Origin of the sequence: uncultured Sphingomonas sp. (assembly GCF_964235535.1) — a bacterium.
Lineage (GTDB): Bacteria > Pseudomonadota > Alphaproteobacteria > Sphingomonadales > Sphingomonadaceae > Sphingomonas.
Map to the genome: position 1 here is coordinate 16,557 of NZ_CAXSBH010000018.1, position 18,422 is coordinate 34,978.

The window sequence follows — 18,422 nt, forward strand, 5'->3', positions numbered from 1 at the left end:
TTCGGCTCCGCGGGAGAGGGACAGGCGCGAAGCGCCAGGGTGAGGGCCGGACCTCTCCCAAGAAGTGCCCTCACCCGACCTCGCTACGCTCGGCCACCCTCTCCCGCGAAAGCGGGAGAGGGACAGGCAAGAACTCCTCGCGCATACGCCTACGCGCGCGTGACAAAACGGTCCCGAATACCTACATCACATCTGTAACATTCCCCTGCCCGAAAGCGAAAACTTGGCCGACGACACGCTGCTCGACGACCCCATCCAGTCCATCTCCATCGTCGACGAGATGAAGTCGAGCTATCTCGACTACGCAATGTCCGTCATCGTCGCGCGCGCATTGCCCGACGTGCGCGACGGCCTGAAGCCCGTCCACCGCCGCATTTTGTATTCCGCCGCCGAGAGCGGCTTCGTCGCGGGCAAGCCTTACCGGAAGTCGGCGCGCATCGTCGGTGACGTGATGGGAAAGTACCATCCGCACGGCGACAGCTCGATCTACGAGGCGCTGGTCCGGATGAGCCAGGACTGGTCGATGCGCGTCCCGCTGATCGACGGCCAGGGCAATTTCGGCTCGATGGATCCCGACAAGGCCGCGGCCATGCGCTACACGGAGGCGCGGCTGGCCAAGGTCGCGAACTCGCTGCTGGGCGATCTCGACAAGGACACGGTCGACTTCGTGCCCAATTACGACGGGTCGGAGCGTGAGCCCGCCGTCCTGCCCGCGCGTTTTCCCAACCTGCTCGTAAACGGCGCGGGCGGGATCGCGGTCGGCATGGCGACCAACGTGCCCCCGCATAATCTGGGTGAGGTCATAGACGCTTGCCTAGCCTACATCGAGAACGGCGCGATCACCGTCGAGGAGCTGACGGAGATCGTCCCCGGTCCCGACTTTCCGACGGGCGCGATCATCCTGGGTAAGGCGGGCGCGCGTTCCGCCTACAGCACCGGCCGGGGCTCGGTCATCATCCGTTCGCGCCACGTCATCGAGGAGGGCCGGGGCGACCGCCGCTCGATCGTCCTGACCGAAATCCCGTTTCAGCAGGGCAAGAACGCGCTGGTCGAAAAGATCGCCGAGGCCGCCAAGGACAAGCGCGTCGAGGGCGTCAGCGACATCCGCGACGAGTCGAGCCGGTTGGGCGTCCGCATCGTCATCGACCTGAAGCGCGACGCGACGCCCGAGGTCGTGCTGAACCAGCTCTGGCGGCATACCCCCGCCCAAGGATCGTTCCCGGCCAACATGCTCGCGATCCGCGGCGGGCGTCCCGAGCTTTTGAACCTGCGCGACATCATCCAGGCGTTCATTCAGTTCCGCGAGCAGGTGATCACCCGCCGTTCGAAGTTCGAGCTGAACAAGGCCCGCGAGCGCGCGCATCTGTTGCTCGGCCTCGTAGTCGCGGTCACCAACCTCGACGAGGTCGTCCGCGTCATCCGCGGCTCGGCCAACGCGACCGAGGCGCGCCATGCACTGCTGATGCGCGAATGGCCGGTCGCGGAGATCGCGGGCTATCTGCGGCTCGTCGAGGCGGTCGAGAACGAGGTGACGGGCGACGTGTACCGCCTGTCCGACCTCCAGGTCCGCGCGATCCTAGAGCTGCGGCTCCACCGTCTGACCGCGCTCGGCCGGAACGAGATCGGGGCCGAACTGGAGACGCTGGCGGGCTCGATCGCCGAGCTGCTCGCCATCCTCGCCGACCGCGCCAAGCTCTATGCCGTCATGCGCGATGAGCTCGCCGCGATCCGCGCTGAGTTCGCCACCCCGCGCAAGACCGAGATCGCCAGCGCCGCCGACGGCATCGACGACGAAGACCTGATTGAGCGCGAGGACATGGTCGTCACCGTGACCGTGCAGGGTTATATCAAGCGCACCCCGCTGGAGACGTTCCGCGCGCAGAAACGCGGCGGCAAGGGCCGCGCGGGCATGGCGACCAAGGACGAGGACGCGGTCACCAGCTTGTTCGTGACCTCCACCCACACGCCCGTCCTGTTCTTCTCGACGCACGGCAAGGTCTACCGCAAGAAGGTCTGGCGCCTGCCCGAGGGCGGGCCCGCCACGCGCGGGCGGCCGATGGTCAATCTGCTCCCGCTCGCCGAGGGCGAGACGATCTCGACCGTCCTCCCGCTGCCCGAAGACGAGACGCGGTGGGGCGACCTCCACGTCATGTTCGGGACAGCCGGGGGTACGGTGCGTCGCAACTCGATGGATGCGTTCGCCAACATTCCGGGCAACGGCAAGCTCGCCATGCGCTTCGACGAGGGGTCGGACGACCGGCTGGTGGGCGTCGCGATCCTGACGGAGGAGGACGATGTCCTGCTCGCCACCAAGGCGGGCCGCGCGATCCGCTTCGCCGCGACGGACGTGCGCGAGTTCCAGAGCCGCACCGCCACGGGCGTGCGCGGCGTGTCACTGGGCGCGGGTGACGAGGTCATCTCGCTGTCGATCCTGCACGGCTTCCCCGCCACCACCGACGAGCGCGACGCGTATCTACGCGCCGCGCCGTGGAAGGAGGGCGAACGCGTCCACACGCTTTCGCCCGAGCGGATGGCCGAGTTCGAGGCGGCCGAGGAATTCATCCTCACCGTCACCGCTAACGGATACGGCAAGCGCACATCCGCCTTCGAGTATCGCCGGTCGGGCCGGGGCGGCCAGGGGATCACCAACATCGTCACGTCCGACCGCAACGGTTCGGTCGTGTCGAGCTTCCCCGCGCATTCGGGCGAGCAGCTGATGCTCGTCACCGACCAGGCCAAGCTGATCCGCATGTCGGTCGGCGACACGCGCGTTACCGGCCGCGCCAGCCAGGGCGTCCGCCTGTTCGATGTCGCCCCGAACGAGCACGTCGTCTCCGCCGCGCGCATCGACGAGGCCGACGATCCCGAGAACGAGGCGGAGGCGGTGGTCGCCGTCGAGCGCGTCGACCTTGCCGTGCCGGTCGACGCCGACGTGCAGCTCCGGCTTGATGACGGGACCGGGCCGGGCACGATCTCGGAGCAGGTGGACGGACGCGGCGACCTGGACGAGGATCCAGCCGCATGACGTCTGCCACCGCCTACAAGGTGCTGCTTGGCGACGAGATGGCGGTGCTGGAGAAGGACGGCTGGTTCGACGGATCGGCCATCGACCAGGCCGACGGCTTCATCCACCTGTCGACCGCCGACCAGCTGACCGAGACCGTCGACAGGCATTTTGCGGGCCGGGACGACTTGCATGTCGTCGAGGTCGATCTCGCTGCGCACGGCGACAAAGTCAGGTGGGAGCCGTCGCGGGGCGGCGCGTCCTTCCCGCATCTGTACGGGCCGATGTCGCTGGAGGCGGTGATCGCCTATGGTCCACTGCACCGCGGTGCGGATGGCGGGGTGTTGCTGCCCGTAATGGGTTGAGGGTCGAGTCGCCAAGGGTGGGACGCGATTTAAATGCTGTCCTACACGCCGCCGCGATGCCATCACTGCCGATGACACCGTTCTCGCATTCCGTATCGCGCAACAAAGTTACAAGCGGACGCAATGGAATTGCCGAACGGGCGTGAAATGATTGAAGTGGTGGCGAATCATGGCTCATGATATCCATATCATCGGCGGCGGCCTCGCCGGGTCCGAGGCCGCATGGCAGCTCGCCGAAGCGGGTTTCCGCGTCCGCCTGTCCGAAATGCGCGGATCGGGCGAGAGCACGGCGGCGCACCGGACCGACGATCTGGCGGAGCTCGTCTGCTCCAACTCCTTCCGCTCCGACGATGCGGAGGCGAACGCGGTCGGGCTGCTCCACCAGGAGATGCGTACGCTCGGATCGCTGATCCTGCGCGAGGCGGACAAGCACCGCGTCCCCGCCGGCTCGGCGCTCGCGGTAGACCGCGACGGATATTCGGCGGGCGTGACCGCCGCGCTCCAAGCGCATCCGAACGTGACGCTGGTGCGTGAGCGGGTCGACGTCCTCCCGGACGGCCCGGCGATCGTCGCCACCGGCCCGCTCACCGCGCCTACGCTCGCCGACGGCATCGGCGAGGCGACCGGCCGCGATGCGCTCGCCTTCTTCGACGCGCTCGCGCCGATCGTGCACCGTGACTCGATCGACCTGGACGTCGCCTGGTTCGCCTCGCGCTGGGACAAGGGCGAGACCAAGGACTACATCAACTGCCCAATCAATAAGGAGCAGTACCTCGCTTTCCACGCCGGACTGATCGAGGGCGAGAAGACGCCGTTCAAGGATTGGGAGAAGGACACGCCGTACTTCGAGGGCTGCATGCCGATCGAGGTCATGGCCGAACGCGGGCTCGATACGCTCCGCTATGGGCCGATGAAGCCCGTCGGCCTCGACGATCCGCGCACCGGCCGCTGGCCGCATGCGGTCGTCCAACTCCGCCAGGATAATGCGTCGGGAACGTTGTGGAACATCGTCGGCTTCCAGACCAAGCTCAAGCACGCCGATCAAGTGCGGCTGTTCCGCACCATCCCCGGCCTGCACGACGCCGAGTTCGCGCGGCTCGGCGGGCTGCACCGCAATACCTTCATCCGCTCGCCCGAGCTGCTGGACGGAACCTTACGCCTGAAAACGCGTCTCCACATCCGCTTCGCCGGGCAGATCACCGGCTGCGAGGGCTATATCGAGAGCGCGGCGATCGGCCTGCTCGCGGGCCGCTTCGCCGCCGCCGAGCTGCGCGGCGAGGCTGCGGCGTCGCCCCCGATCGAGACCGCGCTGGGCGCGCTCCTGAACCACATCACCGGCGCGGCGGTGGCGGAGACGTATCAGCCGATGAACGTCAACTTCGGGCTGTTCCCGCCGATTCCCGGCCGTTCGAAGAAGGGCGACCGCAAGCGGATGTACACCGACCGCGCGCGCGCGGCGCTGGGCGGGTGGATCAACCCTCCTCCGCTTGAGGCGGCGGACAGTTCGCTCGCTTGGGAGCCGGTCGCCGTTTGACGGCGGTGGTCGCGAACTCCGCCGCGTTCATCGTACCCGACTTGTCGCGGTCCGCACCCGCGAACTTGGTCGTGGTCTTGGCCGACCATTCGTCGAACGACAGCCGCCCGTCGCCGTCGCCGTCCAGCCGGACATAGGCCTTGCGGCGGTTGGCGAGATATTCCTCACGCGTAATCGCCCCGTCCTCGTCCTTGTCGTAACGCCCGAACCGCTTCTCCTCGCGCGTCTCAGGCGTCGCCTCGGGCAGCCGCGCCGGAGCGGCCGCGCTCTCCTCGGCAGCCGCCGCAAGCTGCGCGGGCCGATCGGGCAACGCCGGCCCGGGTCGCGCCGCACCGCCGAACGCCAGCATCGCCGCCCCACCCATCGCCAACGCCGCCGCGCCGCCCGCCAGATACCGCCACATCACGCCCGCCGCCTCCTTCGTCCACCCTCGCGCCACTCGGGACATATCGGCCCTTAATCGTTAACGTCCGGTCAGCCGGTGCATCAGCAACCGCCCGACCCGCCCGGCCGGGCTCCGCCCTTCCAGCTCGAACCGGGCGATCAACGTCAGCGCCCCCAGCGCACGACCTTCGCGCGACCAGCGGGACTCCGTCGCCGTCTGCAACCGTTCCGCGGCCATCGCCCGCGCGCGTGCGGCCACCGCCGGGTCCGACATCGCCGTCGCGAGATCGACGAGCGCCCACCCCTCACCCGCCGTCCGCGTCTGCGCATCAGCCGCGCCGCATACCCGCGCCATGGCGTCGAACAACGTCCCGCCCCGCGCCTCGGCAAAGGTCGTCAGCATAGCGTCGTCGATCGGCCCCTCGTCACCGATCGCCTCCCAGCCGTCGATCATGCCCGCCAGCGCCGCGCCCGTGACCCCGCACGGCAGCACCGCGGCCGCCACCGCGCGCAGCACCGGCTCGGCGGGCGGCGGTGCGGTGTCGAGCCCCTCCAGCGCCTCGAACCACCAGGCATAACGCATCCGCGCCAGCATCGGCTCACGCGCGCGGCGCAGCACCGCTCCCAACGCGTCGTCAAGCGCGAGCAGCGCCAGCAGGCCCGGCCGGGCCGCGGCGGGCGCGTAAGCGACCGCGAGCGCCCGGTCGGGTGACAATCGTTCGGTAACCATGTCGTTTCAAATCCGGTTAGCGGTCGGCGGCGTATGGCCTCCCGAACGTAACGCGACATCAGGGCAAGCACATGCTATTCGAAAAAGGGAAGGACAAGCCGGCAAGTGCGTTCCTGACCCGTCTCGGACGCGACAAGTGCGGCAATACCCTGATGCTGTTCGCGTTCAGCCTAATCCCGATAGTCGGCATGGTCGGCAGCGGGCTAGACCTCTCGCGGCTCTACCTGGTCAAGACACGTCTGCAACATAGTTGCGATGCCGGCGCGCTCGCCGGTCGCAAACGCATGGGCAGCGGCGCGTGGACAACCACCGGCACCGAGTCCAGTAGTACGGTCGCGAATCGCTTCTTCGACGGCAATTTTCCTGCGAACGCGTATGGAGCGACAGGTACGACCCGCGCCTTCACGGAAGCGGGCGGAAACGTGAATGGGACCGCCTCGGCGACCGTGCCGATGACGTTGATGTCGGTGCTCAACGCGCCGACCCGTACCCTAACCGTCAGCTGCAGCGCGATACAGCAGGTTCCGAACACCGATATCATGTTCGTGCTCGACAATACCGCATCCATGAGCCGGGACGCCGCCGGTTATGGGTATGTCGACGCCGGAAACACCCCGAGCGCCTCGTCGCGCATCGTCAAACTAAAAGCAAACGTGAAATGCTTCTACGAAGCGATGAGCAAGCTGGATACCGGCGAGCCGACGTGCGATGACATCGGCGGGGTCGCGACGACATCGCGACTGCGCTTTGGTCTGGTTCCGTACGCCATCAATGTCAATATCGGGGGGCTCGGCCTTCCCGCCGCCTACTTTGCCCAGAACTGGAGCTACCAGAGTCGGGAATGGTCTCCGGGTTCGGAAATCTGGCAATATAAGCAAGTCAACTTCCGCCTGACCGGGTTTAACAATAGCACCACGACGTTCAATTTGCCGCTCGGTGCCAAAGGTGCAGATCAGAGCTTCACGTGGGACGGCTGCGTCGAAGAGAACACACCGGTCAGCAACATCAACGCCATCCCGAGCGCCACTACTCCCACCAGCCTGTACGCACCGACCATCCCCAGAGCCGTTTATTATCGGGCCGAGAACCGAGACGACACTACCGCGGCCGGAAGCATGCTGCGGATGGCGCAATTCGACACGAACGGTGCCGTTTTCAACGCGAACATCGACCCGTATTATACCTGCCCCGCCAGATCATGGCCACTGCAGACCTATTTAGGCTCCACTGGCGTCTCGAGCTTCAACACGCGCGTGAATAGCATGGTGCATGCCGGGAACACGAGGCACGATGTCGGGCTGCTGTGGGGTGCGCGCCTGCTCTCGCCGCGCGGCATCTTTGGAACTACGAACGCCACGCCAGCCACGGGGGGGAAGCTATATCGTCATCTGATCTTTATGACCGATGGTGACGCCAAGGCGAACGAGTGCGACTATTCAGCTTATGGGATCCCTTGGTTCGACAAGCGCGAAGTACCGAGCGGCACGACGATCACGAATACGAATTGCCAGTACCTGGGCAACGCGAACCTGACGTTGACGGATGCCGTGTACGCCCGTTCCGCCGCTCTATGTACTGCGATCAAGGCCGAGGCGGACACGATCCTGTGGGTAATCTCCTACGGCGGCTCGGGCATCGACGCGACCACCAAGTCGAAGCTTCAAACTTGTGCGACGGACGCCAACCACTTCTTCGACGCGACGGACGACGACAAGCTGAAGGCCGCATTCAAGCAGATCGCAGGACGAATCAACCAGCTGAGGCTTACCCAGTGACGGCGTATGGGCTCTGGCGCGACCGGGACGGCAGCACGGTCGTCGAGTTCGCGCTGATCGCGCCGGTGCTGATGTTGATGCTGGTCGGTATCCTGGACGTTGGACATACCGCCTATACGACCGCGGCTCTGCAGGGAGTGGTGCAAAAGGCCGGGCGTGACTCAGCGATCCAGAGCAGCAACGCGGCGACGATTGACGCTAAGGTGTACGATCAGGTACGCGATCTGACCAATACGATGACGGCGCCGGTCATCTCCCGCCGTTTCTTCCGCGACTATAGCGCAGCGTCCATCAAGCAACACGAGCAGTATAACGACCTCAACGCCAACAGCAGATGCGACAATAACGAAACCTACACCGACAAAAACTGGAATGGTGTATGGGACGCGGACGGTGGCGATGCGGGTCAGGGCGGCGCGCAGGATCGGACGGTATACGCCGTCACCATTTCCTATCCCCGAATGCTCCCTCTTCACGGCTTCATCAACGTGCCGCCGAACGTCACGCTGACCGCGAGCACCGTCTACGCCAACCAACCCTTCGATCAACAGGCTCAGTACGCGGCCACCCCGCCGACGCGGAACTGCTCTTGAGGAACACGTGATGGCGACTTTGCGACATCCGCGTCCGGCGGTCCTCGCCCGTGACATCCGCGCCATGGCCATGACCGAATTCGGCCTGGTGCTGCCGGTGCTGGTGCTGCTTAGCTGCTACGGCCTAGAGCTCGCCAACTACGTGATCACCAAGATGCAGGTCAGCCAGGTCGCGTTGCAAATCGCCGACAACGCCTCGCGGATGGGCGACGCCGTCCAGGGCGTGAAGACGGTCAGTGAAGCCAACATCGCGGAGACGTTCATCGGCGGCCAGCTTCAGGCGGGCCGCCTCGATCTGCAGAACAAGGGACGGATCATCGTATCCAGCCTGGAGCCGATGACGAACCCGAACTCGACGAGTGCCCCGCGTTTCAGGATCAGATGGCAGCGTTGCTCCGGTGTCCTGACCAACGCATCTTCCTACGGCCTGCAGGGAGCGACCGATCTCGTCGGCATGGGCCCGGCCGATCGCCAGGTGACCGCGCAGGATTACGAAGCGACCATGTTCGTCGAAGTAGTGTACAGGTACACACCCCTCTTCTCGGCCGATTACGTACCGAACGCCACGATCAAGGAGTTCGCGACGATGGCGGTACGCGACCCGCGTACGTTGGGCGTAGTCCCCACCAGCACCGGAACGGCCGCTACGTGCTGACACTGGTCCACGGGCGGGTCAGTTCCGATAGCAGACCTTCCTGACCGCCTCGACCACGCGGGCGCTGTCGATCAGCGCCAGCTTCTCCAGGTTGGCGGCGTAGGGGAGCGGCACGTCCTCGTCGCAGACGCGGATCACGGGGGCGTCGAGGTCGTCGAACCCGTCCTCCATGCACAGCGCCATGATCTCCGACGCGATCGAGCAGGTGGGCCAGCCCTCCTCGACCACAACGACGCGGTTGGTCCTGGCCAGCGACTTGAGCACCGCCCCGCGGTCGAGCGGGCGGAGCGTGCGCAGGTCGATCACCTCCGCCTCGATACCCTCGCTGGCCAGCCTCTCGGCGGCCTCCAGCGAGACGCCGACGCCGATCGAATAGCTGACGATCGTCACGTCCGCGCCCGGCCGTACGATCCGCGCCTTGCCGACGGGAAGCACGTGATCGTCGCCGACCGGCACGTCGAAGCTGCGGCCGTAGAGCAGCTCGTTCTCTAGGAACACGACCGGGTCGTCGGTGCGGATCGCCGCCTTCAGCAACCCCTTGGCGTCGGCGGCGTCATAAGGCGCGATGACGATCAGGCCGGGGACGCTCGCGTACCACGGCGCGAAGTTCTGGCTGTGCTGCGCCGCCACGCGGGTCGCCGCACCGTTGGGGCCGCGGAATACCATCGGGCAGCGCATCTGCCCGCCGGACATGTAGTTGGTCTTGGCGGCCGAGTTGATGATGTGGTCGATCGCCTGGAGCGCGAAGTTGAACGTCATGAACTCGACGATCGGACGCAGGCCGCCCATCGCCGCGCCGGTGCCCACGCCCGCGAAGCCGTATTCGGTGATCGGCGTGTCGATCACGCGCCCGTCGCCGAACTCGTCGAGCAGTCCCTGCGTCACCTTGTACGCGCCCTGATACTGCGCGACCTCCTCGCCGATCACGAACACGGCGGGATCGCGGCGCATCTCCTCGGCCATCGCGTCGCGCAGCGCCTCGCGGACGGTGAGCTTGACCGTTTCGGTGCCGGCGGGGATTTCGGGATCGGCGACGGGCGCGGGGTCGGCGGCCTGGACGAGCTGGGTGGTTCCCGTCTCCTGATCGGGCGAGGGGCCGAAATCTTCCGTACCCTGGTCCGACGGCATGGGAGCCACTCCTTCTTCCTCTCCCCCCTGGGGAGAGGGCTGGGGAGAGGGGCCGTCCCGGTCACCGGCCTGTGGGCTGGACAGCCCCTCTCCCCGGCCCTCTCCCCGAGGGGGAGAGGGGGCAGCATCGTCCCCCTCGCTCGTGATAGTCGCGATGACGGTGCCGACCTTCACCCCGTCCGTGCCCTCGGCCACGTCGATCGAGGCGATCACACCCTCGTCGACCGCCTCGAACTCCATCGTCGCCTTGTCCGTCTCGATCTCCGCCAGGATGTCCCCCGATTTTACGTTGTCCCCAGCCTTCACCAGCCACTTGGCAAGCGTCCCCTCCTCCATCGTCGGCGACAAGGCGGGCATCTTGATCTCGGTCGGCATCAATAACGCTCCACCAGCACGTCGGTATAGAGTTCGGCCGCGCCCGGCTCGGGCGTCGATTCCGCGAAGTCGGCGGCCTCGTTGACCAGCTTGCGCGTCTCCTGCTCGACCGATTTCAGCTGGTCCTCCTTGATCCCCTGTTCGGCCAGCAGCGCCTTCATGCGCTCGATCGGGTCGGACTTCTCGCGCACCGCCTGCACCTCCTCGCGGCTGCGATACTTGGCCGGGTCGGACATCGAATGGCCGCGGTAGCGGTACGTCTTCATTTCCAGGATGATCGGCCCCTTGCCCGCCCGCACCCATTCGAGCGCGGTCTCGGCAGCACCCCGGCATTCGAGCACGTCCATGCCGTCCACCTGGATGCCGGGAATGCGGAAGCTCTCGCCCCGGCGATAGAGCTGGTCCTCGGCCGACGCGCGGTTGACGCTGGTGCCCATGGCGTATTGATTGTTCTCGATCACGTAGATGATCGGCAGCTTCCATAGCTCGGCCATGTTGAAGCTTTCGTACACCTGCCCTTGATTGGCCGCGCCGTCGCCGAAATACGCAAGAGCGACGCCCCCGTCCGCACGATATTTGTGCGCCCAGGCAAGGCCGGTGCCGAGCGATACCTGCGCGCCGACGATGCCGTGACCACCATAGAACTTATGCTCGACGGAGAACATGTGCATCGACCCGCCCTTGCCCTTCGAGATGCCGGCCTGGCGTCCCGTCAGCTCGGCCATCACGTCGCGCGGCGGGATGCCGCACAGGAGCATGTGGCCGTGGTCGCGGTAGCCGGTGATTACCGAGTCCTTGTCCGACAGCGCCGACTGCAGCCCGACCGCGACCGCCTCCTGCCCGATATACAGATGGCAGAAGCCGCCGATCAGCCCGAGCCCGTATAACTGCCCAGCCTTCTCCTCGAACCGGCGTATCAGGAGCATGTCGCGGTAGAAGCGCAGCAGCTCGTCCTTGCTCGCGGTGTAAGGCGTGGGTTCCGCGGGCCGCTCGCGGTTGGGCGTGGGCGGAACGGCCGACACGGGGGGCGCCGCTTTGGCGGGAGCTTGGGCCATGGGGGTGTAACCTCGATCCGGGGAGGAAGGTGCGCCAGTCTATAGGCGCGAAGTCCAGACACGTTCAATGTCCCGCACTTCCAATGCGGAAGCTCGCGCCGTAGACGGCGCCCCGATGACGACGGCCCCGCATCCGTTCCGGATCGCCAACTTCCGCGCCTATTGGGTGTCACGCCTGGCGAGCACGCTCGCGACCGGCGCGATGGCGCTGATCGTCGGCTGGCAGGTCTATACGATCGCACGCACGACGATGGACGTGCGCGACTCGGCCTTTCTGCTCGGCATGATCGGGCTCGCGCAGTTCGTGCCGCTGTTCCTCCTGACGCCCGTGGTCGGCCTGGTCGCCGACAGCGTCGACCGTCGCCGGATCGTGCGCGCGACGACGACTTTGCTGGTGCTGGTGGCGGGCGGGCTCGGTATCCTAACCTGGACGGGCGCGCTCGGGCTGCCCGCGCTGTTCGGCGCGGCGGTGCTGATCGGGGTGGCGCGCGCCTTTTCCGGCCCGGCCTACTCCGCGCTGGCACCGAACCTGGTCCCGCGAGAGGTGCTGCCCACCGCCATCGCGGTAGGCTCCATCGCCTGGCAGGTGGGCTCGATCGCCGGCCCGGGCGTGGGCGGGCTGCTGCTCGACGTCAGCCCGGTCGCCGCCTACGTCGCCGCCGCGCTCATGTTCGCGGTCGCGCTGGGCGGCGTGTTCCTGATCGGCCCCGTGCCGCAGCCGCCCGCGCAGAAGGATCATCGCCCGCTCGCCCGCATCGTGGAGGGATTCGGCTATGTCCGCCGTAACCGACTCGTGCTGGCGACGATCACGCTCGATCTGTTCGCCGTGTTGCTCGCCGGGGCGACCGCACTCCTCCCTGTTTTCGCGCGCGACGTGCTGCATGTCGGCGAGGCGGAGCTCGGCCTGCTCGCCGCGAGCGCGGGCGTCGGCGCGGCGTCGATGGCGATCTGGTTCTCGGTTCGACCCATGAAGCACGATGTGGGCCGCAAGATGCTGCTCGCGGTGATCGTTTTCGGCGCGGCGACGATCGTATTCGGCGTGTCGCGCCAGCTCTGGCTGTCAATCGGCGCGCTCGTCGTCGCGGGCGCGGCCGACATGGTGTCGGTCTATATCCGCTCGTCGCTGATCCAGCTTCATACGCCCGACGCGATGCGCGGGCGGGTGAGCGCGGTATCGCAGCTTACCATTTCCGCCTCCAACGAACTCGGCGAGGCCGAGAGCGGGCTGCTCGCCGCGCTGATCGGGCCGGTCGGCGCGGTGGTGTTCGGCGGGGTCGGCGCGATCGCGGTGACGCTGCTCTGGGCCAGGCTGTACCCCGAACTCAAGCTTGCAAAGAGCTTCGATCCTCCCGAAGTCTCGCCCCAGCCACACGGAGTAGCGCAGACATGAAGGCCGACACCATCCTCGACACCGTCGGGAATACCCCGCACATCCGCATGCAACGGCTGTTTCCGGGCTCCGAAGTGTGGATCAAGTCGGAGCGATCGAACCCCGGCGGTTCGATCAAGGACCGCATCGCGATGGCGATGGTCGAAGCCGCGGAGGCGGACGGGCGGCTCCGACCCGGCGGCACGATCATCGAGCCGACCAGCGGCAATACCGGCGTCGGCCTGGCGATGGTCGCGGCGGTAAAGGGCTACAAGCTCGTGCTCGTCATGCCCGAGTCGATGTCGATCGAGCGGCGGCGTCTGATGCTCGCCTATGGTGCGACCTTCGACCTCACGCCGCGCGAGAAGGGCATGAAGGGCGCGATCGAGCGCGCGCTGGAGCTGGTCGGGCAGACGCCAGGCGCGTGGATGCCGCAGCAGTTCGAGAACCCCGCCAACATTGATGTCCACGTCCGCACCACGTCGCAGGAGATCCTGACCGACTTCGCCGACACGCCGATCGACGTGCTGATCACCGGAGTGGGCACCGGCGGCCACATCACCGCCGTGGCCGAGACACTGAAGGCCGTCTGGCCGCACATGAAGGCATACGCGGTCGAGCCCGCCGCCTCGCCCGTGATCGGCGGCGGCCAACCCGGCCCGCATCCCATCCAGGGGATCGGCGCGGGCTTTATCCCGGCCAACCTCCACACTGCCGCCTTGGACGGGGTAATCGAGGTTGACGCGAACGTGGCCAAGGACATGGCGAGGCGGGCCGCTGCTGAGGAGGGGATGCTGGTCGGCATCAGCTCGGGCGCGACGCTCGCCGCGATCCTGCGGAAGCTGCCCGATCTGCCCGACAATGTCCGTGTGCTCGGCTTCAACTACGATACCGGCGAGCGGTATCTGTCTGTGCCGGACTTCCTGCCGGAGTGATGCGCCTGCTGCTCGCCGGGATCGCGATGGTTGCGGTTGCCGGACCCGGGTTGATCGTCGCCACCGCTCCGCCGGTTCGTCCGACGGCGGCTGTTGCAGCGCGCCCGCAACGCGTCGTCCCTGCCGCCGAGCTCCCGCCGGTCGAGCCGACTGCGTTCGTAGAGATCGCGCGTGAAGACGCGCGCAGCTTCAACGCGACGGTCCCGTTCTCGGCCGCGACCAACCCGCCCGCGCGGCCGTTCCGATTCGGCGGCGGCCCCGAAGACCTGGCGCGCGCGACCGACTGTCTGGCGGCGGGCGTGGTGTACGAGGCGGGCGACGACGTGGTCGGCGAGCGGGCGGTGGCGCAGGTCGTGCTCAACCGCCTGCGCCATCCCGCCTTTCCCAAGACGGTGTGCGGCGTCGTCTTCCAGGGGCAGGAGCGTAGCACGGGATGCCAGTTCACCTTCACCTGCGACGGCGCGCTCCGGCGGCCACCGTCGGAGGGTGGATGGCGACGCGCGCGCGGGATCGCGGCGGCCGCGCTGGCGGGGTCGGTCTACGCCCCCGTCGGCCATGCGACGCATTACCATACCGACTGGGTCGTGCCCTACTGGTCGTCCAGCCTCGACAAGATCGCGAAGGTCGGCACGCACCTGTTCTTTCGCTGGACCGGTTGGTGGGGCACTCCGTCCGCGTTCGATCGCCGCCCCCAATCGAGCGAGCCGGTGGTGAGCAGGATCGCCTATCTGTCGCCCGTCCACGGCGACGCATCCGGCACCGCCATTACGCTCATGCCGGAGGACATGGCCGATGCGGAGGCGTTGAAGGCGATCGCCGCGGCGGGCGCTTTCGCCGCGACCGCCCCGTTGCCCGATCCGGAGTTCACACCGGACCGCGACAGCTTCCTCATGACGTTGCCAGCGAACATCGCACCCCAGCTATGGCCCGCGTTGGCCGACAAGACGTGTGGCTCGCGCTCATACTGCAAGGTGCTCGGTTGGACAGACCGCTCGCGCACGCCGACGCGGCTGCCGCTGAACACCGCGCAGGTCGCGGGCATGAGCTTCAGCTACCTTCGCGACCGTCAGGCGGGGATCGAGCGCAAGCTGTGGAACTGCCGCGAGACGAAGCGGCCCGTGCCGGTCCAGTGCATGAAGCTCCAGACCTACATTCCCGCCGGCGAGACGCTGCCCGCGCCCGCCACGGCGACGGCGCGCGGTCCCGAGGCGCTCGGCGGCGTACGTCGCAGGAACGTCGAGCCCGCCGTCCGGCCGCCCTCCACAGCCGTGAAGGGCGGCCGGTCTGTCACGCCGCCAGGAACATCTCCGGCGGCAACGCCATGATCGCATCCGCGCCGCCCTCGATCTTGCGGCGGAGCGACCCCGTCTCGGGCAGGACGCGCTCCGCGTAGAAGCGGGCGGTGACGAGCTTGGCGTCGAGGAACGCCCCGCTGAACTGACCGGCCTCCCCCTCGCCCGCCGCCTTCAGGCGCGCGGCGGCGGCGGCCATCCGGAGCCACATATAACCGACCGCGACGATGCCCATCAAATGCATGTACGGCACCGCGCCCGCGCCGACATGGTCGGGGTTCTTCATGCCGTTCGCCATGAACCACATGCTCGCCGCCTGCAGATCGCCCAGCGACTTCTCCAGTCGCGTCGCGATGTCGGCGGTCGCCGGGTCCGCCTTGCCCGTCGCGATCTCGTCGGCGACCATCTTGAGCATCGACTGCGCCGCGCGACCGCCATTCTGCATCAGCTTCCGCCCGACCAGGTCCATCGCCTGGATGCCGTTCGTGCCCTCGTAGATCATCGCGATGCGGGCATCGCGGACATATTGCTCCATGCCCCACTCGGCTACGTAGCCATGGCCGCCGTAGACCTGCTGTGCGTCCGTCGCGATCTGATAGCCCATGTCCGTGCCGTAACCTTTGATCACCGGCGTCAGCAGCCCGATCAGGTCGCCCGCGAGCCGTCGGTCCTCCTCGGTCACGCCGATATGCTCGAGATCGACCTGGAGCGCGCCCCACAAGCACAGCGCACGCAGGCCCTCGGTCAGCGCCTTCATCTGCATAAGCATCCGGCGCACGTCCGGGTGGACGAACAAGGTGTCCGCGCCTTGATTAGGCTCCGCCGCGCCGGTCAGCGCGCGGCCCTGGCGGCGATCGCGGGCGTAGGCGACCGCGTTCTGATATGCCGTCTCCGCGACGCCCAGCCCCTGCAACCCTACGCCGAGCCGCGCCGCGTTCATCATGATGAACATGGCGGCCAAGCCCTTCATCTCCTCGCCGACGAGCCAGCCGGTCGCGCCGTCATAGTTCATCAGGCAAGTCGAGTTGCCGTGGATACCCATCTTGTGCTCGATCGACCCGCACGACACCGAGTTACGGTCGCCGAGCGAACCGTCCTCATTTACGATGACCTTGGGGACCACGAACAGCGAAATGCCCTTGGAGCTGTCGGGCGCGCCCGGCGTTTTGGCGAGCACCAGATGGATGATATTGTCCGTCAGGTCGTGCTCGCCCGACGAGATGAAGATCTTGGTTCCGGTGATCGCGTAAGATCCATCGCCGTTCGGTTCCGCGCGGGTGCGGATCAGGCCCAGATCGGTGCCGCATTGCGGCTCCGTCAGGTTCATGGTTCCGCCCCACTCGCCCGAGACGAGCTTGGGCACGTACATCGCCTGCTGCTCGGGGCTGCCCTTGGCGATCAGCGCGGCGATCGCGCCGTGGGTCAGGCCGGGATACATGGCGAACGCCATGTTCGATGAGATCATGTATTCCTGGAACGCGGTCGAGACGACATGCGGCATGCCCTGCCCGCCATATTCGGGTTGGTTGCCGAGCGTCGCCCAGCCGCTTTCGACGAACTGCTTGTACGCTTCCTTGAAGCCGGTCGGGGTCGTCACCGACCCGTCGGCGTGACGGACGCAGCCCTCGCGGTCGCCGACCTGATTGAGCGGGAACAGCACCTCCGCGACGAAGCGGCCGCCCTCCTCCAGCACCGCGTCGACCATATCGGGAGTCGCGGCCTCGAAGCCGGGCAGGTTCGAATAGCGGTCGAGCCCGACGACATGGTCGAGCACGAAGCGCGTATCGCGGACGGGGGGCGTGTAGGTGGGCATCGGGTCAGTCCTTCAGCGGATCGGTATCGAGGAGACGGACGAAGTCGGTAAGTTCGGTGATCGCGGCGTCGATGTCGTGCTTCTGCGCCTCGAGCGCGGCGATGCGCTCGCGGCAGCGGTCGGCGGTGACGGCGCGCTGGACGCGGCGGCCGTCGCCGACATCGTACAGGTCGATCATCCTGCGGATCTCGCCCAGCGAGAAGCCTACGCGCTTGCCGCGCAAGATCCAGGCCAGCCGGGCGCGATCGCGGTGCGAATAGACCCGCGCGGTACCGCGACGCTCGGGCGCGATCAGCCCTTCGTCCTCGTAGAAACGCAGTGCACGGGGAGTGACGGCGAACTCGGCGCAGAGATCGGTAATCGAATACCGGTCACGGTCCGCCCGCGGCTCGATGGTGGCATAGGCGGCGATGGTCGACATCGCTCGCGCAGATAGGTACCGCTTACGTCAACGTCAATCAGCGCATAACAGTCGTCCGGACGGCGCGCGGAACGTCGCCGCCTCGGTCGCCGATCCGCTGACCCGCTCGACGGTCAACGCGGCCAGGCTGGCGTTCCCGAGACAGACCTTGCCGCAATCCTCGTCCACCTCCGCCGGAAAGCTGATCCGTTCGCCGTCGAAGCGCGCGTCGATCCGGCAGCGGCCAAGATCGATCGCCAGTTGATCGCCCGATCTTCGGACGGTTCCCGCCGCGACGCACCCGTTGCTCTCGCCATAGTCGATCGCCACGCCGATCCGTTCACGCCCGCTCCCGCTCGGCACGACGCAGACGCGGTCGTTGTCGCGCGCCCATGCGCCCACAATCGATGCGCGGGCGGGATCGGGCACCAGCCCCGCCGCGACAGCCGCGCGCTCCAGCTCGGAACCCGCGCTGGTTGCGGCGATGGGTGCGCTTGCTTGATCGCAGCCGCTGATCAGCAGCGCCGGAACGAGCAAGTACCTCACGCGACCGGGGCCAAGCCGTCGCCCTTGATGCGGCGGTAGAAGCAGCTTCGTGCGCCCGTATGGCAGGCCGGACCGGTCGGCTCGACGAGGAGCCATAGCGCGTCTTGATCGCAGTCGACGCGCATGTCGCGGACGCGGAGCACATTTCCCGACGTCTCGCCCTTGCGCCACAGTCGGTCCCGGCTCCGCGACCAGAAATGCGCCTCGCCGGTCTCGCGGGTGGCGGTGAGCGCGTCGGCGTTCATGTGCGCCACCATCAGGAGCTCGCCCGTCGCCATATCGGTCACGACGGCGGTGATCAGACCGGCCGCGTCGTACTTGGGATCGAGCCCGAGCCCGGTTTCGCGGGGGTCAGCCATGGCGGGTCTTGATCCTCATGCGGCGAGCCGTTTCCTAAACACCGGTTACAAAGAGGCGACAAGCGAACGGACCCGGCTTATAGGCCCGCCAACTTCTCCGGCGGTGTCAT

At 67.1% G+C, this 18,422-nt stretch carries 17 protein-coding genes; 9 read left to right on the forward strand and 8 right to left on the reverse strand.

All coding sequences use genetic code 11. From position 1 onward, the window contains the following. Positions 1 to 223: 223 nt before the first annotated feature. The 3 genes from gyrA (at position 224) to trmFO (ending at position 4,903) form a co-directional block, all read left to right on the forward strand. Positions 224 to 3,025: a DNA gyrase subunit A gene (gene gyrA, locus ACFE7F_RS07665; protein WP_375403260.1), complete on the forward strand. Its 2,802-nt coding sequence runs from the start codon at positions 224 to 226 to the stop codon at positions 3,023 to 3,025. Further along, on the forward strand, positions 3,022 to 3,369 hold the full coding sequence (locus tag ACFE7F_RS07670) for a DUF952 domain-containing protein (RefSeq protein WP_375403261.1): 348 nt from the start codon (positions 3,022 to 3,024) through the stop codon (positions 3,367 to 3,369). The genes gyrA and ACFE7F_RS07670 overlap by 4 nt, the downstream gene beginning before the upstream one ends. A 169-nt stretch (positions 3,370 to 3,538) precedes the next feature. After that, positions 3,539 to 4,903, forward strand: a complete 1,365-nt coding sequence (gene trmFO / locus ACFE7F_RS07675) for a methylenetetrahydrofolate--tRNA-(uracil(54)-C(5))-methyltransferase (FADH(2)-oxidizing) TrmFO (RefSeq protein ID WP_375403262.1) — start codon at positions 3,539 to 3,541, stop codon at positions 4,901 to 4,903. Here trmFO and ACFE7F_RS07680 read toward each other — a convergent pair. Together ACFE7F_RS07680 and ACFE7F_RS07685 are read right to left on the reverse strand one after the other, a co-directional pair. Further along, a complete protein-coding gene (locus ACFE7F_RS07680; RefSeq protein WP_375403289.1) occupies positions 4,842 to 5,306 on the reverse strand; it encodes a histidine kinase in 465 nt (154 codons plus the stop codon). The genes trmFO and ACFE7F_RS07680 overlap by 62 nt on opposite strands. A gap of 60 nt (positions 5,307 to 5,366) precedes the next feature. After that, positions 5,367 to 6,017, reverse strand: a complete 651-nt coding sequence (locus tag ACFE7F_RS07685) for a squalene/phytoene synthase family protein (protein WP_375403263.1) — start codon at positions 6,015 to 6,017, stop codon at positions 5,367 to 5,369. Positions 6,018 to 6,088: 71 nt separating this feature from the next. Here ACFE7F_RS07685 and ACFE7F_RS07690 point away from each other — a divergent pair, with 71 nt between their 5' ends. Genes ACFE7F_RS07690 through ACFE7F_RS07700 form a run of 3 tightly spaced genes read left to right on the forward strand, consistent with a single transcriptional unit; the run spans position 6,089 to position 9,040 of the window. Next, positions 6,089 to 7,792, forward strand: coding sequence for a TadE/TadG family type IV pilus assembly protein (locus tag ACFE7F_RS07690; RefSeq protein WP_375403264.1), 1,704 nt, complete (start codon positions 6,089 to 6,091; stop codon positions 7,790 to 7,792). Beyond that, positions 7,789 to 8,385 carry a TadE family protein gene (locus tag ACFE7F_RS07695; RefSeq protein ID WP_375403265.1) on the forward strand — a complete coding sequence of 199 codons (597 nt, stop codon included), beginning with the start codon at positions 7,789 to 7,791 and terminating at the stop codon, positions 8,383 to 8,385. The genes ACFE7F_RS07690 and ACFE7F_RS07695 overlap by 4 nt, the downstream gene beginning before the upstream one ends. Before the next feature lie 10 nt (positions 8,386 to 8,395). Further along, on the forward strand, positions 8,396 to 9,040 hold the full coding sequence (locus ACFE7F_RS07700) for a pilus assembly protein (RefSeq protein WP_375403266.1): 645 nt from the start codon (positions 8,396 to 8,398) through the stop codon (positions 9,038 to 9,040). Positions 9,041 to 9,058: 18 nt separating this feature from the next. Here the strand turns inward: ACFE7F_RS07700 and ACFE7F_RS07705 are convergent, their stop codons facing one another. Together ACFE7F_RS07705 and pdhA are read right to left on the reverse strand one after the other, a co-directional pair. Then, positions 9,059 to 10,543, reverse strand: a complete 1,485-nt coding sequence (locus ACFE7F_RS07705; protein WP_375403267.1) for a pyruvate dehydrogenase complex E1 component subunit beta — start codon at positions 10,541 to 10,543, stop codon at positions 9,059 to 9,061. Next, a complete protein-coding gene (pdhA, locus tag ACFE7F_RS07710) occupies positions 10,543 to 11,598 on the reverse strand; it encodes a pyruvate dehydrogenase (acetyl-transferring) E1 component subunit alpha (protein ID WP_375403268.1) in 1,056 nt (351 codons plus the stop codon). Before pdhA ends, ACFE7F_RS07705 begins: the two co-directional genes overlap by 1 nt. 115 nt (positions 11,599 to 11,713) lie before the next feature. Between pdhA and ACFE7F_RS07715 the strand changes: the two genes are divergently transcribed. The 3 genes from ACFE7F_RS07715 to ACFE7F_RS07725 are packed head-to-tail and all read left to right on the forward strand — an operon-like array spanning position 11,714 to position 15,227. Further along, entirely contained in the window at positions 11,714 to 12,988 is a 1,275-nt protein-coding gene (locus ACFE7F_RS07715; protein ID WP_375403269.1) for an MFS transporter, read from the forward strand. Further along, the gene (gene cysK, locus ACFE7F_RS07720; protein ID WP_375403270.1) at positions 12,985 to 13,902 is read left to right on the forward strand and encodes a cysteine synthase A; all 918 of its coding nucleotides are present in this window, start codon (positions 12,985 to 12,987) and stop codon (positions 13,900 to 13,902) included. The genes ACFE7F_RS07715 and cysK overlap by 4 nt, the downstream gene beginning before the upstream one ends. Beyond that, positions 13,902 to 15,227, forward strand: a complete 1,326-nt coding sequence (locus tag ACFE7F_RS07725; protein ID WP_375403271.1) for a cell wall hydrolase — start codon at positions 13,902 to 13,904, stop codon at positions 15,225 to 15,227. Before cysK ends, ACFE7F_RS07725 begins: the two co-directional genes overlap by 1 nt. Here ACFE7F_RS07725 and ACFE7F_RS07730 read toward each other — a convergent pair. Genes ACFE7F_RS07730 through hisI form a run of 4 tightly spaced genes read right to left on the reverse strand, consistent with a single transcriptional unit; the run spans position 15,190 to position 18,312 of the window. After that, the gene (locus ACFE7F_RS07730; protein ID WP_375403272.1) at positions 15,190 to 17,007 is read right to left on the reverse strand and encodes an acyl-CoA dehydrogenase C-terminal domain-containing protein; all 1,818 of its coding nucleotides are present in this window, start codon (positions 17,005 to 17,007) and stop codon (positions 15,190 to 15,192) included. The genes ACFE7F_RS07725 and ACFE7F_RS07730 overlap by 38 nt on opposite strands. A gap of 4 nt (positions 17,008 to 17,011) precedes the next feature. After that, complete coding sequence (locus tag ACFE7F_RS07735; protein ID WP_375403273.1) at positions 17,012 to 17,428, reverse strand: MerR family DNA-binding transcriptional regulator; 417 nt, start codon at positions 17,426 to 17,428, stop codon at positions 17,012 to 17,014. Between the two features lie 33 nt (positions 17,429 to 17,461). Next, on the reverse strand, positions 17,462 to 17,953 hold the full coding sequence (locus ACFE7F_RS07740) for a hypothetical protein (protein WP_375403274.1): 492 nt from the start codon (positions 17,951 to 17,953) through the stop codon (positions 17,462 to 17,464). Next, positions 17,950 to 18,312: a phosphoribosyl-AMP cyclohydrolase gene (gene hisI, locus ACFE7F_RS07745; RefSeq protein ID WP_375403275.1), complete on the reverse strand. Its 363-nt coding sequence runs from the start codon at positions 18,310 to 18,312 to the stop codon at positions 17,950 to 17,952. Before hisI ends, ACFE7F_RS07740 begins: the two co-directional genes overlap by 4 nt. Positions 18,313 to 18,422: the final 110 nt, after the last annotated feature.

Excerpts from the sequence above, each read along its gene's own strand:
- ACFE7F_RS07670 (WP_375403261.1), top strand. The coding sequence starts at position 3,022 with ATGACGTCTGCCACCGCCTACAAGGTGCTGCTTGGCGACGAGATGGCG.
- trmFO (WP_375403262.1), top strand. The coding sequence starts at position 3,539 with ATGGCTCATGATATCCATATCATCGGCGGCGGCCTCGCCGGGTCCGAG.
- ACFE7F_RS07680 (WP_375403289.1), bottom strand. The coding sequence starts at position 5,306 with ATGTGGCGGTATCTGGCGGGCGGCGCGGCGGCGTTGGCGATGGGTGGG.
- ACFE7F_RS07685 (WP_375403263.1), bottom strand. The coding sequence starts at position 6,017 with ATGGTTACCGAACGATTGTCACCCGACCGGGCGCTCGCGGTCGCTTAC.
- ACFE7F_RS07690 (WP_375403264.1), top strand. The coding sequence starts at position 6,089 with ATGCTATTCGAAAAAGGGAAGGACAAGCCGGCAAGTGCGTTCCTGACC.
- ACFE7F_RS07700 (WP_375403266.1), top strand. The coding sequence starts at position 8,396 with ATGGCGACTTTGCGACATCCGCGTCCGGCGGTCCTCGCCCGTGACATC.
- ACFE7F_RS07705 (WP_375403267.1), bottom strand. The coding sequence starts at position 10,543 with ATGCCGACCGAGATCAAGATGCCCGCCTTGTCGCCGACGATGGAGGAG.
- pdhA (WP_375403268.1), bottom strand. The coding sequence starts at position 11,598 with ATGGCCCAAGCTCCCGCCAAAGCGGCGCCCCCCGTGTCGGCCGTTCCG.
- ACFE7F_RS07715 (WP_375403269.1), top strand. The coding sequence starts at position 11,714 with ATGACGACGGCCCCGCATCCGTTCCGGATCGCCAACTTCCGCGCCTAT.
- cysK (WP_375403270.1), top strand. The coding sequence starts at position 12,985 with ATGAAGGCCGACACCATCCTCGACACCGTCGGGAATACCCCGCACATC.
- ACFE7F_RS07725 (WP_375403271.1), top strand. The coding sequence starts at position 13,902 with ATGCGCCTGCTGCTCGCCGGGATCGCGATGGTTGCGGTTGCCGGACCC.
- ACFE7F_RS07730 (WP_375403272.1), bottom strand. The coding sequence starts at position 17,007 with ATGCCCACCTACACGCCCCCCGTCCGCGATACGCGCTTCGTGCTCGAC.
- ACFE7F_RS07735 (WP_375403273.1), bottom strand. The coding sequence starts at position 17,428 with ATGTCGACCATCGCCGCCTATGCCACCATCGAGCCGCGGGCGGACCGT.
- hisI (WP_375403275.1), bottom strand. The coding sequence starts at position 18,312 with ATGGCTGACCCCCGCGAAACCGGGCTCGGGCTCGATCCCAAGTACGAC.